The following is a 13282-nucleotide window of genomic DNA, read 5'->3' as shown; positions in this document are numbered from 1 at the left end:
GAAAATTGCAGCGAATAGTAGGTGAGTGAACAAATAAAATCAAGCGAGGGTGAATTGGATGGGAATTCAAGCAGAAAAGATTTTTGTAAACTTGCCTGTTAAAGATTTGGATGCCTCAATAGAATTTTTCACAAAGGTCGGTTTTGAGTTTAACGAGCAAATGACCAATGAAAATGCGACATGCATGGTTATAAGTGAGTCCATATATGTCATGTTGTTAGTGGAAGAATACTTTAAAACGTTTACCAAGAAGGAAATCCCTGATTCTGCTGCGAGTAAGGAAACCATCGTCGCCCTGTCCGTTAAAAGCAAGGAAGAAGTCGATGAGATCGTGAATAGAGCACTGGATGTTGGCGGAAAGCCTTTCAATGAAGCCATTGATCATGGTTTCATGTACGGTTGGAGTTTTCTGGATATCGACGGGCATTCTTGGGAAGTATTTTACATGGACGAAAGCGGATTTAATCAAGAATAAATAAAAAGCAAGGCACAATCCTTTCACGAAGGACTGTGCCTTTTTTAGCAATCTTAGCTGAATTTCATTCATAACAATACGGGGCTAATGTCCTTCCACTCATAAACCAATAGATTCAATTCAGCACCAGCTATTTTGATTTTTTTAGTTTTAAGCAATTCAGCACCGAATGCTTCATAGAAGTATCGAGATTTATTATCTTCAAGCACCTCAACGAAAATTGTCTTGAATCCCAGTTCTTCGAATTTAAAAAATAATTCTTTGATGAGTTTCTTACCTATCCCCATTCTTTGTGAATTTTCTAGGATATATATCGCAGTTAAATCGCCCGAATCCTCAACTTGATTCGTCTCCCTTTTCCCTCCGCATATAAATCCTACTATTTTTCCTTCGTTATTTTCTGCGACATAAACATGATTGCCATTACTAGTTATATTCTTTATCCATATGTCTTTCCTTTTCTCATAAGAAAGTTTATCTAAAAAATCACTCGGCATTATATTTTTATAAGTGGTTCGCCAGCAATCCACATGGACTTTCGCTATCCCTTCCGCATCAGCCAACGTCGCCTCTCTTATTAGCATAGTGGTTCCTCCTTTTTTTTTTAAGTTTGCTATACTTCTTATTTTTTACTAATATTATCCAATTAGCAACTAATCGGCCCAATATATTCCAATAATTAACTTTGTATGTTACTATTTCCTATAGTTTGCTTAATGTGGGAGAAGGAATGAGATGAAACAGATTTTCCGTAGTAAAATATTTTATTTAATAAGCTTCTTGATTATCTTGGGGGGTGTGCTGGTTTTTAATAATGACGAAGAACCGACTGAGAAATTAACTGACGATGAATTTTTTACAAATTTAGCGGATAGAAAAGTGACATTTATAGAGGTGGAGCAGCGAAAAAGTGTGATTGAAATAAGCGGTCGGCTGGCAGGGTATGAAAAGGATCAATACTTTGTCGCGTCTGTCCCAAATAGTGAAACTTCGCTAGATAGAATGAATAATGCTGCAGAGGAAAATGATATAGAAAAAATGGAGTTTACACCATACATAGAGGTAAGCGGATGGGTCACCCTGTTTACAACGACCGTTCCTTTCATGATCATTTCCTTCCTGTTTTTAGTCTTATTACTATTTAGAGTTATAATAAAAAGATAGTTTTCGACGATATATTCCCATTTTCGGAGATAAAACTGCAAGTTTCGTCGATATTTCTAGTGAGTTATGGCTTCTGCAAAAAAAGAGATAAACCTTTAAAATGGTATTGAAGATTGCTGAATAGTTTGATAGAATAAAATAAATGAAAAAGACTATGTGCAACTGGCGAAACACGGATAACCGTGAGGGAACACATAGTGTCGTAGCCGTTCGCCTGGGCAGAGGTAAGGGATTTTATCCCTTGCCTCTTTCTGTATATTAACAGATAGTAAAGGTCTAAAGTCAATATTTTGAAATTTCAAAAACATCATAATCAAAAGAGGAGCTAACAAAATGAGCACAATACTTTTAGAAAAAGTCAAAACGATCAAAGCGTTAAATAATATTGCCGAAAGCGGGCTGAATGTTTTCAATAAAGGCGATTTTAAAGTCGACAATGACAGTGAAAACCCTGATGCGATCGTTCTTCGCAGCTTTAATATGCATACTATGGAATTCGGCGATCAGTTAAAAGCAATCGCAAGGGCAGGGGCTGGAGTCAATAATATTCCGGTCGACAAATGCACGGAGCAAGGAATTGTCGTTTTCAATACACCTGGGGCTAACGCAAACGCTGTAAAAGAAATGGTGCTGACGACATTGATGGCTTCATCTCGTAACCTTTTTGCCGGTGTGGCTTGGACAAAGACGCTTGAAGGCGAAGGGGAACAAATTCCTAAGCTTGTCGAAGCAGGAAAGAAACAATTCGTTGGTAAAGAAATCAAGGGAAAAACTCTTGGCGTAATCGGTTTAGGAGCAATCGGTGCACTTGTAGCGAATGACGCGCTTGATTTGGACATGGATGTCATTGGCTTTGACCCGTTCATCTCTGTTGATACAGCTTGGAACTTATCCCGCAATGTACAGCGCGCCATGACAATTGAAGAATTGTTTGCAGAATCTGATTATATTACAGTACACGTTCCATTAACTGACGACACAAAAGGAATGTTTAACCAAGAAACATTCAGCATCATGAAGCCGGGCGTACATATCTTGAATTTCTCACGCGGTGAGCTAGTGAATGAAAATGATATGCAAGCTGCACTTGAAAGCGGAAAAGTAGGCAAGTTCATTACTGATTTCCCGAATGAAAACGTGTTGAAAATGAAAAATGTCGTTCCAATTCCGCATCTTGGTGCCTCTACGCTAGAATCAGAGGAAAACTGTGCCATCATGGCAGCTCGTCAGTTGAAGAACTTTTTAGAAACAGGGAACATCAAGAACTCTGTGAATTTCCCGAATACTTCCCTTCCTTTTACAGGAAACCGTCGTGTGGCAACTTTCCACGAAAACGTTCCGAACATGGTTGGGCAAATCACGCTGGCTGTATCAAGCTTTAATTTGAATATCGCTGACATGGTTAACAGAAGCCGTGGGGGATATGCATATACGATCATCGACATTGATGGTGAAGTAAACAGCGATATCATTCCTGCCTTGGAAGATCAAATCAAACAAATCGAAGGCATCGTTACAACTCGTATCATCTAATTGGAACCAAAATAAAGCCTAAAAAAGCCTCAATTCCTTTAAGGAGTTGAGGCTTTTTTAGGCTTTATTAATGATTTTGGAATAAATATTGGGGTGGTCATGCTAAACTGGCTCACGTGTTAACAACCTAGGGATTACAACGGACTCAGCCTGCGGGCAGCTAGCTCGATACATTCAGTTGAAGTCCAAACATCTTCCACACGCATTGCTTAGCATCGAAATTCTCAAAATCCGTCATGCTTTCCTTCTGTGTTATCTTCATAATGTACAAAAAACATCAAGTAGATTGCGAATAGGAGATGCAAATAAAGTGGAACATCTTTATCATTTTGAATGACCACAAATATGTACATTCCATATAGCAAAATGGGAATGCTTAAAAGGATTCTGTGCTTAGTCACATGTCCTCCCCCCCATTTATCCTCCAATATCAATACATGAGCCACTTGAAAACCCTTTTCTTCTAGAAAATCTGCTAATTTCATAGCTTCATCCTCCTAATTAACTAAATATTCTGTCACTTATATTAATACAATAGTATGAAGTACAAGGAAAATGCTGTCAATCTATATTCCATCTGTACTCATTTTAAGTTAACGGATTTATAAGTTATCAACCAAAATAACTATCTCATATATAGGTAAAACGGTACCAAAACGGGGAAGCAATGCGATCAACTGAACGCAGGGAAGCAACGTGCTGCAAACCTGAATAATGGAATCACTTGTATGCCTCCTTGCCTACGTTCACTTCAGTGAATCTAAGTAAAAGAATCGCCCCTAATCCAGAGACGATTCCCTATCTAAACACCCTTTCTACAAAAAAAGGATGACCCTATATTGTTCTTCCCCAAAAATTCTGGTGCTGATGAAGGAAATTAGATGTTAAAAAAGCTCCTACAGGAGGCATTGCCCGGTATACGCATTACCGCTAACAGGAAATTGATTCTGAGCTATATCTGTAGTGGCAATCCACGATCCAGACTCACCTGCTTGCAGAGAGGGAGGCTTCATTAGAAAACGTCCTTGAAGAATGAAATGCCGAATTCTGCTCTGTTGATCATCAATTATGGTTAAGTTGCCAGAGAATGTGGCATAAGGTGAATCAAATGCGATTTGTTTGGTGTTTTCATTCCAAAATCCATTAATCGGAATGGGTCTGCCGCGAAAATTAACCGTACCAACCACCCAATTATCTATAATGGAATGAATGGAAAATGTGCCCCAAATAATCGTTCTGCCAGCTATTGAAGAGTGGATACCCCATACAGATGGGAATGGAAAGCTAACCGAAGCAGTTCCCTGTGAAGTTACAATGCTATGCCCTCCCTTAATGGTTGTTTATGTTCCGAGGAGGATTCCTTGTTTAAAGCAGTATATGCAGCACGAGCAGAATAATTTAATAAAGAAAGGTGAACTCTTACATCCCCTGCCTGAAATTGCATGATGAGTTACCAGTTGCCGGAAAAAAGGATTGAACGGATCAGAGGAAGGAATGGAGGGAAATGAGGTACTTGCGGCGAAAGTAGTCTATAGAAATGTGTTGAAGATAGGATGAGCAGCAAATGTGAATGGATCAGATAAACAGCTATTGAGCATGAAGAACGGTTTGAGAAACGAAATGATAATAGATCGTAAAAAAACATGAAGGAGTGACGCATATGCATAAAAAAGTCTGTACCAAATTGAAATGTCAGTGTTTCATCGTACCTAACTATATCTTAGAGAACATGGCACAAAATGAAGTGGAAGAAGCACGGATCAGTTTAGCGAAAAGCCGTCAAATGCGCAGGCGCAGAATATTGAAAGAATACGATATTGACGGTGTTGTCGCACTGACGGATGCAGGATCTGAACGTCAAGGTGAATCTGCCCGTCATGTTTACGATTGCAAGGGAGGAACGAAACTCCGGGAGAATGAGGCTAGGAAAGAAGGAGACCGATCAAGTGCAGATCCCATTGTTAACGCTGCATATGATTATAGCGGAGTTGTGCGTGATTATTTCAAGGATGTTTTGCACCGTAATTCAATTGATAACCAAGGTCTTGATCTCATTCTGAACGTTCATTATGGCAATAAATTCACGAATGCTTATTGGGACGGAGATGAAATGGTATTTGGAGACGGTGATGGGATCATCTTTAGCAATTTTGCCAATTCACTCGATGTAATTGGACATGAATTGACACATGGGGTTACGCAGTTCACAAGTGGATTGGAGTATGAAGGTCAGTCCGGGGCATTGAACGAACATCTTTCAGATGTGTTTGGAGTTGCCATAAAACAATTTCACTTAAAGCAAACTGCAGGAGATGCCGATTGGCTGATCGGTGCTGATATAATGGGACCGACACTGAAAGGGCAGGCACTCCGTTCGATGAAGGCACCAGGTACGGCATTTGACAATAAGTTAATGGGTAAGGATATTCAGCCTGATCATATGAAGAACTTCTATAAGGGAGAACGCGATAATCATGGTGTCCATATCAATAGCGGCATACCAAACAAGGCCTTTTATCTAGTATCGATGGAAATTGGAACGGACAAAGCGGCCTTGATTTGGTTCAATGCGATGCAGAATTTATTTGCGACGGCGAATTTCAATCAATTCGTGCAAATCGTCATCAAGGCAGCGCAAAAACTTGTTGATAGCGGTAATGTTACGAAAACAGCCATCAAGACAATTGAAAATGCTTTTAAAGCGGTTGGACTGCCTGAGTAGAAATATTCCATGAATAGGAGGCTTCATCTACCATGCATATCAAATTTAGCTGCATAGGGGGATTTGCCAACCTCGACTTGAATTTCGAAATAGATACGGATGAATTGCCGAAAGAGAAGTATGAGGAATTGCAGAACTTAATGAAACATGCTGACCTTCATAATGCTGCCCAAAGTAAAATGGTAAAAACGCAAGGGTTCGACTCGTTTTCGTACCAGCTGGATATAGCCGTTGAAAAGAAGAAGCAGTCTTTCTCATTCACAGACACAACAGCTCCAGAGGAAGTCCGGCCCTTATTGGATTATTTACGGAATTTAGCAATTGAAATAAAGCTGGCAGAATAACCTCGTCAAAAAAGTCTATCATTCAGATAGACTTTTTTTGACGAGTCGTAAAACTTCACAAAAATGTCATTTCGTTTCACTTTTATCTGAATTTTGGCTGTTTGTTCTCTAAATGGACACAAAATAGCGATCGGCAGTAGCAAATTTGAAACGGAAATTAGATAGTATAGCCCTTTGATGAGATTTTGTAAAGAGTTAGCCAATCAAACAGGTAAAGCAGTCACAAAAGGGAACCAATTTTGAAAGAGATAATACAAGAGCGGTTTTACAAAAAAAGCATAAAATAGGATAATGGTCGCAGAGAGGTGAAGTGAATGACATATCAAGAAATGAAAGTGACGATAGCCGGAAACAGCCTTACCCAATTCGGGAAAAGAATATTAATCTCGCAGGTTCAATTCTCGACATTGGAGGCGATATTCGAAGTCGATGAGGCGGTTCAAAGAAAGCTTGATCTCAATCGAAGGACTGAAATCAGGGAGTTCATCATCGATTCTGTATCGGAAGGGGACTTTTACTTTTCCCCATTCATCTTCTCGAGCAGGGGAGCGATCCAAGAAGTGCCCGTGGGCGGGGAACTGCCACCAGGAAGTAAAATATACATACTTGACGGGCAGCATAGGACCTATGCCCTCATTTCAGCCATCAGTCATCTAAGGGCACGGAAGGAAACGGAAGAAGAAATCGGAAACTTTCCCGAAGCGGCAAAGCTCCAAAACCAAATTGATAAGTTGAAAACCTATCCGGTCACGATTCAAATCTATTTAAATCTGGAAACGCATGAAGAAAGACAGCTATTCAATGATATTAATACGAAGCGAAAAGAGCCGCATAACGGCTTGGTGATGAAGTATGACCAGCGCGATGAATATGCAGAACTAACACGGAACATTGCCAGGATATTAGAAAGTAAGATGGAGATAGAGGCCACCCTTTCGAGGATCACCGTGAGATGTACGGCGCTGACTACGCTGACGATCATGAGGCGCTGCCTTATTGCTTTATTTGAAGGAAACGTCACCGCGAAAACGGGTAAAGCCAATTATGGTGATATGACCAAAGCAGAAATCATCAACACCGCGACCGCGTTTTTCGAGTCATGGCTGGAAATCTTTCCGAAGAAGATGACAGACCGGACTACATTCACATCAGGGTATTCCGGCATTCAAATAGCCCTTGCCCAAACGATCCACCAACTCCGAAAACATCATGAAATCCCCTATGAAGAAGCAATAAATCATATGCTGCATTTGAAGAAAGCCTGTACTTGGAAGCATGATGATACCCTTTATTCACACATTTACGACCCCTTGAAAAAAAGAGTCAAAAACCATTCGACTACAAACGCCATCCAGAAAACGGCTCTCGCGTTCAAACGAAAAATAGAACAAGAAGGAGGATGGCTGCATGATTCTAGGTGAATTGGACCGGAAAAGAAGGACGATGGTTTCCTGCTCCATCATCGAGCTGGTCCATATGTATCGCAACGGTCAGATCGCCACGAGGGAAATCAACCAGCTGCGGGTCCGATCGATCAAAAACTATCTTTTGGACAATGCGTTAACGAAAAATATCTACCTGCCGCCACTTGTTGCCAGCAGCAGGGAAGGAGCAGCCCCTAATGGAGATCCTATCGAACTTTCGATCATTGACGGAACACAACGAATAGCGGCTTTCGCGCAATTGGAGGACAGTATCCTTAAAGCGTTAAAGAAGGGTGAAGAAAAGGTGAAACTAGCATACGAACTGGATTCACTCATGAAGGACAGCTCGATTGCGATCCAAGTATTTGAAGGGCTAACAAGAGCGGAAGAATCCCAGCTCTACCTGGATCTCAATCTAAAAGGCAAGAAAGTGGCCCTTTCCAAACGGATATCATTCGACTCGCGAAACAACCTCAACGTCATTACCAATCAGGTGCTCCATACCCATCAATCGCTAAAAACAGCCGGTGTCGAACTTGAAAAGCGTTCCATCAATCGTCCAGCCAATAAAAACCTCTTATCGCTATCGCAATTGAGGCAGGTCATCGGCATCTTCATGACTGGGAAGGCACACGTAAACATCGAAGAGAAAGTATCACAAAGTCCGCTATCGAACAGTGAATACATCACACTCATTCATCTCTATCTTAATGAACTATTCGACATATACCCGGCAGGACAGATGGGTGATTACACAAAATGCATGCTTGCCAGTTACCCGCTTTTCATTGCCGTTGCCCTTTATGTCAATGACAAAATGGAAAACCAGCCAATCGAACAAAGACAACAGCTGATTGCCACGAGAATGTCAAAATTGAAAGAGGTGGACTGGAGCCCTGATAATCCCATTTGGAAAGAGTTTAAAGGAACATACAAAGGGCGGCCGCCATTATTTCACCTAAGCAAAGATAAAAACAATATCGAAGAGCTAGTACGCTGGCTGTATAGCTGTTGAGGAGGTGAGGGGAAATGTGATAATGAAAAAGTGAAAAACCCCTAGGTGAGGACGTCCGGTCAGACAATCACCTAAGGGCTTGTGAGCAGGAGTATACCTGCCTCTATGTCCAGTATACTCCATAAAAAGGAATAGTGAAATGGGGAGTGAATGGAATGATGATACGAAAAAACTATTTATTGAATATGGAAACGGTAGGAATGATGGAGCGATACGACGCCAATGGTGTCGAGATGACTACGGTAGTGGAGGGAGACAGCACTTTCCATGTTAGGCAACCGCGCCAGGAAATCCTGAATAATACGTTAAACCACTTTGGATTGGATCTGGATGGCGGACTAGCGGCAGCCAAATCCGTACTGGGCGGTAAATACAGACTGCCCGTCTGCATAAATGCCCAACTGGGGATGGTCTGGTTCTCCTCCCGCTCATTCCGGAAAAGAGGAGGAGTCTGGTTTTCCTACATCCACATTCGTGACCTAGAGGAAATGAACGAAAAGGAAACACTGGTCCACACAAACTACGGTCATTGCTTACCAGTAAACTTAAGCAAAAATCAGCTCGCCTTCAAAAGGGACCAAGCAGCCTATCTGCATACGACCTTCCATGAACGCTCATTGGGTAAAAAGACCTTTTATTACGAACCGGGAAGCGGAATCACCTTTTGCAAAGAACCTGGGGAGGTCCATTACAGGGTGAAGGGAAAGGAATAATATAATCTATGGGACCGCTGAATTGGCGGTCTTTTCTTAGGAGTGGATTAAGTGAGAGCGGGTATTATTTAAATCCAGAAAAATAGTTATTGTAAAAAATGGAATGATACATTATGATTAGTAAAAAGTTAATATTTAGGGAAAGAAGTACGTATTTTGAAACGAATATTTGCTATTTTACTATCTTTTGGACTAGTTTTAGGTCTCTCGTTTGGCGCAAATGACGTTGCCAGTGCCAAAACAAAGGTGAAGACTTATAAAAACTGTACAGCATTGAATAAAGACTACAAAGGAGGCGTAGCCCGTACATCTTCCGTTAAAAATAAAGGAGGAAAAACGAAATACAAGCCTCACGTTTCAAAGGCGCTTTATGATGCCAATAAAAAAAGCGATCGCGACAAAGACTTTATCGCTTGTGAAAAGTAAGGATTATTCAAAGAGACCTTTTATAGGAAGGTCTCTTTGAATTTTTGTAGATAAAACGTGTTCCATATTGATTGGAGCGGGTGTGTGAGGCTCCTGTGGAAAGCAAGTGCCTGGAGAGGAAAGTTCATTTTTGTACAAAACTAAAAAAACGGAAGCTAAAGCCTAAACAGGTTTTTAGCTTTTTTCTCGTGGGTTATCTTTCAAACCGTCCAAAATGTGTATTTTCCCGATTTATAAGTGCATCCCCAAGATTGATTCTGCTCATAAGTCTTTCATGGTCAGAAGGAAAACGTTCTTTAACATTTGCGACACCCTCTGTTGTTGGGATATTACCATTAGGCATAGGACGTTCTTCTCTTTGAAACCCAGGGTTCAAACTATCATTATTAGGGTCTCTGCGAGCATCAAGGTACCTGGCAGTATTATTTGGATCATTGTTATTATCTTGTGGCATATATTTCACTCCTTCGCTTATATTATCCGCTGATGGCATGAATCTATTCGCACGCTGTACTTTATCCTTTATTTATCCTGTTTTCCTCAATTTGCAGCAACGCCAATTTCTCTTGAATGATCAACAAGTACGAAGGGTCTTTTTTATGCTTTAAAAAAACTTCTAAATATTATGATTGACTTACATTTTAATTTGTCTTACAATTTCAATGTAAATAGTCGAAAGATTCAATCAAATGGAAGGAGAACTTACTTAAGAGCTAATTCACTTCAACATGAAGCATGACAACATACTGCGCGTTAACTTTATGTCAATTCCGGAAATGACGTAAAGTTCTGTCATAATTTCAATATCTGAATGTCTAGAGTTATCTAAGTATTATTGCTTTAGAAAAAATGAAAGCGAATACATACTCTTTGGAATGGAGTGAATAACTTGAAAAATCAATCAAATCTTGCTGAATCCACTGTGATTGCTCCGGAGGTCGAAAGTAAGAAAACAAATTTCTTCACGAAGTTTAAAACCGCTTATGGTCCAGGAATTCTTGCCGTGTTAACGTGGCTTGGCGCCGGGGATCTGGTGACTTCTTCTGTTGCCGGTGCAGATTATGGATATAGTTTAATGTGGATTTTAGCTCTGTCATTAATTCTTCGTTTTCTTATCGTTAATGTTATTGCCCGGTTCCAGCTTTGTAACACAGAGGGTTTAACCATTCTTGAAGGCTATGGACGTATCCACCCATTTTTCGGTTATTTCATGTTTGGTTATGCATTAATCATGGGCCACCTGTTTAATGCCTATATGATTAAGGGAGCGGGAGAGGTATTATCGACACTCTTCCATGTCAATCAGCCGTTCTTAGCTTCAATGGTAGTTGTAGGATTAGTGTTTATGCTTATTGGCAGGAATATTTATAATAGAATTGAAAGTGTAATGAAAGTGCTTTTGGCATTATTGACCATTGCCTTCTTGTTCCTGGCCATTCAAGCTACACCGGATGTGGGGCAAATCATTAAAGGAACGGTTGGTTTTAGCATTCCAAGTGATACTGGCGTTCATGGAGCATTATTGGTGGCGATTTCAATTATCGGTGCAGTGGCAGGATCGATTTCGAACTTTGTACATCCATATTTCATGAAGGAAAAGGGCTGGACGAAGCCGAGTCATGTCAAGGTTCAAAGAAATGACTTACTGTTTGCCATCGGAGTTTGCATCGTGATTAATTTAGCCATTTGGGTGGTTGGGGCAGAAATTTTAAAACCGAATGGAATTCATGTGGAAACGATTGATGACTTGGCAATGGCATTACAAATGTCGTTAGGACAATTTGGCTGGTACATTTTTTATCTTGGGGTATTTGGAGTATTGTTCGCGAGTATAGTAGGGAAATCAACTGGTTTTCCAAGATTGATAGTAGATGCCTTTTACGTAATAAATAAAAACCGACGCGAAAAATACAATGGTAAATATGAAAAAGATCCAATGTTTAAATGGATTATGATTTTTGTATTAGTTACGCCGCTTATTTGGTCCATTCCCGGCATGCCTGGTTTCATTGCATTGACAATTGGCGTAAATGCAATAAATATAATCGGCTTTCCGGTAATCGCAATTGGCATGCTCGTGCTTTCAAATAAAAAAAGCTTGATGGGAAAATATAAAAACAATTGGTTCGAAAATATTATTCTAACGTTAGCTTCCGTTTTAGCGATTTGGTCCGCCGTTCAATTAGCTACTACCTTTTTTTAAAATAATGGTAGATTATAGATAGAGGCGTAAAACAAAAAGGTTATGTCAGCATTTGAACCCGATGGGGTCCTACTTTATTGGAAGTGAGGTATCAATGATGAAACCGAAAGTAATCGTTTATAAGAAAGTGGATCAAAAGGTGTTGGATTATATTCAAGAGACTTGTGAGGTCGTTTATTTTGAGGGTCTTGATTCACAAAACTATCCTGAATTTCTTCAGGAGCTGAAGAACGCACAAGGTATATTAGGCTCAGGATTAAAAGTGGATAAAACTTTACTGGATCAAGCACCGCAATTAAAAATCGTCTGTAATTCATCGGTTGGTTACGACAATTTGGATGTAACCGAGTTGTCCAATCGAGGAATCATGGCTACGAACACTCCCGAGGTATTGAACGAGACAGTCGCCGATACGATCATGGGTTTGATGATCTCCACAGCGAGAAGAATGCCTGAGTTGGATCAAATGGTAAAGTCAGGGCAATGGACATCGAATATCGGAGAAAAATCGTTTGGGTTGGACGTCCATCATAAAGTATTAGGCATTATCGGGATGGGCGGAATCGGATCTGCCGTTTCAAAAAGGGCACGTTTTGGGTTCGATATGAACATCTTATATCACAATAGATCCAGAAACGAAGACGCGGAACAAAAGTATGGAGCTACATACTGTTCTCTGGAAGATCTGTTAAAGCAATCTGATTTTGTCTGCTTAATGACACCGCTGACTCCTCAAACCGAAAAGATGATGGGGGAAAAAGAATTCAAGCTCATGAAAGAGTCCGCCATCTTCATCAATTGTTCAAGAGGGAAAACAGTGGATGAAGAAGCGTTGATCGATGCGCTAAAGACCGGAGAAATTCACGCGGCAGGACTGGATGTCTTTGTACAGGAGCCCGTCCAGGAAGACAACCCGCTGCTTTCCATGAAGAATGTCGTCACTCTGCCTCATATCGGTTCCGCAACATATGAAACCCGCCTGAAAATGGCGATGCTGGCCGCAACAAACCTCGTCGCCGGATTACAGGGCGAAACTCCGCCTACGTTAATTAAAGCTGGCGTAAAGGTGAAGTGATCTTTTAAAAATTAAGCTGGATAGCCTTAATTGGGGCTATCCATTTTTTTGTTTCGGATTATGATTTTTACTCATCCTGCAAAACAAAAAGCCCTCCCATAAAGGAGGGCTCAGACTGTAGACAAACTCGATGAAAATCGAGTTTGTCTATTTTTATGGCTTGTACAATTTGGACGTTGATTTCCACT

Annotated in this window: 14 protein-coding genes and 1 riboswitch; of the genes, 11 read left to right on the top strand and 3 right to left on the bottom strand. The window is 40.5% G+C overall.

All coding sequences use genetic code 11. The features are described from left to right. Positions 1-58 precede the first annotated feature (58 nt). Positions 59-475, top strand: a complete 417-nt coding sequence (locus tag AC3WLU_RS04950; RefSeq protein WP_098863860.1) for a VOC family protein — start codon at positions 59-61, stop codon at positions 473-475. Positions 476-543: 68 nt separating this feature from the next. Here the strand turns inward: AC3WLU_RS04950 and AC3WLU_RS04945 are convergent, their stop codons facing one another. Further along, a complete protein-coding gene (locus AC3WLU_RS04945) occupies positions 544-1059 on the bottom strand; it encodes a GNAT family N-acetyltransferase (protein ID WP_492596896.1) in 516 nt (171 codons plus the stop codon). 151 nt (positions 1060-1210) lie between these two features. Here AC3WLU_RS04945 and AC3WLU_RS04940 point away from each other — a divergent pair, with 151 nt between their 5' ends. Both AC3WLU_RS04940 and AC3WLU_RS04935 read left to right on the top strand, forming a co-directional pair. Continuing rightward, the gene (locus tag AC3WLU_RS04940) at positions 1211-1639 is read left to right on the top strand and encodes an ATP-dependent metallopeptidase FtsH/Yme1/Tma family protein (RefSeq protein WP_278089344.1); all 429 of its coding nucleotides are present in this window, start codon (positions 1211-1213) and stop codon (positions 1637-1639) included. A 148-nt stretch (positions 1640-1787) separates the two neighbouring features. Next, positions 1788-1866, top strand: a riboswitch (ZMP/ZTP riboswitch). A 106-nt stretch (positions 1867-1972) separates the two neighbouring features. Beyond that, positions 1973-3172 (top strand): phosphoglycerate dehydrogenase, encoded by a 1200-nt coding sequence (locus AC3WLU_RS04935; protein ID WP_413003665.1) that lies wholly within the window; start codon positions 1973-1975, stop codon positions 3170-3172. Between the two features lie 224 nt (positions 3173-3396). Here the strand turns inward: AC3WLU_RS04935 and AC3WLU_RS04930 are convergent, their stop codons facing one another. After that, positions 3397-3657, bottom strand: coding sequence for a hypothetical protein (locus AC3WLU_RS04930; RefSeq protein WP_492596895.1), 261 nt, complete (start codon positions 3655-3657; stop codon positions 3397-3399). 1175 nt (positions 3658-4832) lie between these two features. Here AC3WLU_RS04930 and AC3WLU_RS04925 point away from each other — a divergent pair. From AC3WLU_RS04925 to AC3WLU_RS04900, 6 genes are all read left to right on the top strand, one after another. Next, on the top strand, positions 4833-5894 hold the full coding sequence (locus AC3WLU_RS04925; RefSeq protein WP_492596894.1) for a M4 family metallopeptidase: 1062 nt from the start codon (positions 4833-4835) through the stop codon (positions 5892-5894). 32 nt (positions 5895-5926) lie between these two features. Next, the gene (locus tag AC3WLU_RS04920; protein ID WP_063575250.1) at positions 5927-6238 is read left to right on the top strand and encodes a protealysin inhibitor emfourin; all 312 of its coding nucleotides are present in this window, start codon (positions 5927-5929) and stop codon (positions 6236-6238) included. A 314-nt stretch (positions 6239-6552) separates the two neighbouring features. Next, entirely contained in the window at positions 6553-7659 is a 1107-nt protein-coding gene (locus tag AC3WLU_RS04915; protein WP_492596893.1) for a DNA sulfur modification protein DndB, read from the top strand. Further along, on the top strand, positions 7646-8677 hold the full coding sequence (locus tag AC3WLU_RS04910) for a DNA sulfur modification protein DndB (protein ID WP_063590192.1): 1032 nt from the start codon (positions 7646-7648) through the stop codon (positions 8675-8677). The genes AC3WLU_RS04915 and AC3WLU_RS04910 overlap by 14 nt, the downstream gene beginning before the upstream one ends. Positions 8678-8832: 155 nt before the next feature. After that, entirely contained in the window at positions 8833-9390 is a 558-nt protein-coding gene (locus AC3WLU_RS04905) for a competence protein ComK (RefSeq protein WP_034304100.1), read from the top strand. Between the two features lie 156 nt (positions 9391-9546). Continuing rightward, positions 9547-9816, top strand: coding sequence for an excalibur calcium-binding domain-containing protein (locus AC3WLU_RS04900; RefSeq protein WP_034304099.1), 270 nt, complete (start codon positions 9547-9549; stop codon positions 9814-9816). Positions 9817-10009: 193 nt separating this feature from the next. On the opposite strand, the gene AC3WLU_RS04895 is transcribed toward AC3WLU_RS04900, so the two are convergent. Further along, complete coding sequence (locus AC3WLU_RS04895; protein ID WP_492596892.1) at positions 10010-10270, bottom strand: hypothetical protein; 261 nt, start codon at positions 10268-10270, stop codon at positions 10010-10012. Positions 10271-10705: 435 nt separating this feature from the next. Here AC3WLU_RS04895 and AC3WLU_RS04890 point away from each other — a divergent pair, with 435 nt between their 5' ends. Beyond that, on the top strand, positions 10706-12019 hold the full coding sequence (locus AC3WLU_RS04890; protein WP_053536195.1) for an Nramp family divalent metal transporter: 1314 nt from the start codon (positions 10706-10708) through the stop codon (positions 12017-12019). A 97-nt stretch (positions 12020-12116) separates the two neighbouring features. Then, on the top strand, positions 12117-13094 hold the full coding sequence (locus tag AC3WLU_RS04885; RefSeq protein WP_492596891.1) for a 2-hydroxyacid dehydrogenase: 978 nt from the start codon (positions 12117-12119) through the stop codon (positions 13092-13094). Positions 13095-13282 lie beyond the last annotated feature (188 nt).

This window comes from Peribacillus sp. FW305-BF15, from assembly GCF_058783805.1.
This window is presented reverse-complemented; position numbering and strand designations above follow the sequence as displayed.

What these genes read in the sequence shown, in the direction of transcription:
- AC3WLU_RS04950 (WP_098863860.1), top strand. Translation starts at nt 59, where the DNA reads ATGGGAATTCAAGCAGAAAAGATTTTTGTAAACTTGCCTGTTAAAGAT.
- AC3WLU_RS04945 (WP_492596896.1), bottom strand. Translation starts at nt 1,059, where the DNA reads ATGCTAATAAGAGAGGCGACGTTGGCTGATGCGGAAGGGATAGCGAAA.
- AC3WLU_RS04940 (WP_278089344.1), top strand. Translation starts at nt 1,211, where the DNA reads ATGAAACAGATTTTCCGTAGTAAAATATTTTATTTAATAAGCTTCTTG.
- AC3WLU_RS04935 (WP_413003665.1), top strand. Translation starts at nt 1,973, where the DNA reads ATGAGCACAATACTTTTAGAAAAAGTCAAAACGATCAAAGCGTTAAAT.
- AC3WLU_RS04930 (WP_492596895.1), bottom strand. Translation starts at nt 3,657, where the DNA reads ATGAAATTAGCAGATTTTCTAGAAGAAAAGGGTTTTCAAGTGGCTCAT.
- AC3WLU_RS04925 (WP_492596894.1), top strand. Translation starts at nt 4,833, where the DNA reads ATGCATAAAAAAGTCTGTACCAAATTGAAATGTCAGTGTTTCATCGTA.
- AC3WLU_RS04920 (WP_063575250.1), top strand. Translation starts at nt 5,927, where the DNA reads ATGCATATCAAATTTAGCTGCATAGGGGGATTTGCCAACCTCGACTTG.
- AC3WLU_RS04915 (WP_492596893.1), top strand. Translation starts at nt 6,553, where the DNA reads ATGACATATCAAGAAATGAAAGTGACGATAGCCGGAAACAGCCTTACC.
- AC3WLU_RS04910 (WP_063590192.1), top strand. Translation starts at nt 7,646, where the DNA reads ATGATTCTAGGTGAATTGGACCGGAAAAGAAGGACGATGGTTTCCTGC.
- AC3WLU_RS04905 (WP_034304100.1), top strand. Translation starts at nt 8,833, where the DNA reads ATGATGATACGAAAAAACTATTTATTGAATATGGAAACGGTAGGAATG.
- AC3WLU_RS04895 (WP_492596892.1), bottom strand. Translation starts at nt 10,270, where the DNA reads ATGCCACAAGATAATAACAATGATCCAAATAATACTGCCAGGTACCTT.
- AC3WLU_RS04885 (WP_492596891.1), top strand. Translation starts at nt 12,117, where the DNA reads ATGAAACCGAAAGTAATCGTTTATAAGAAAGTGGATCAAAAGGTGTTG.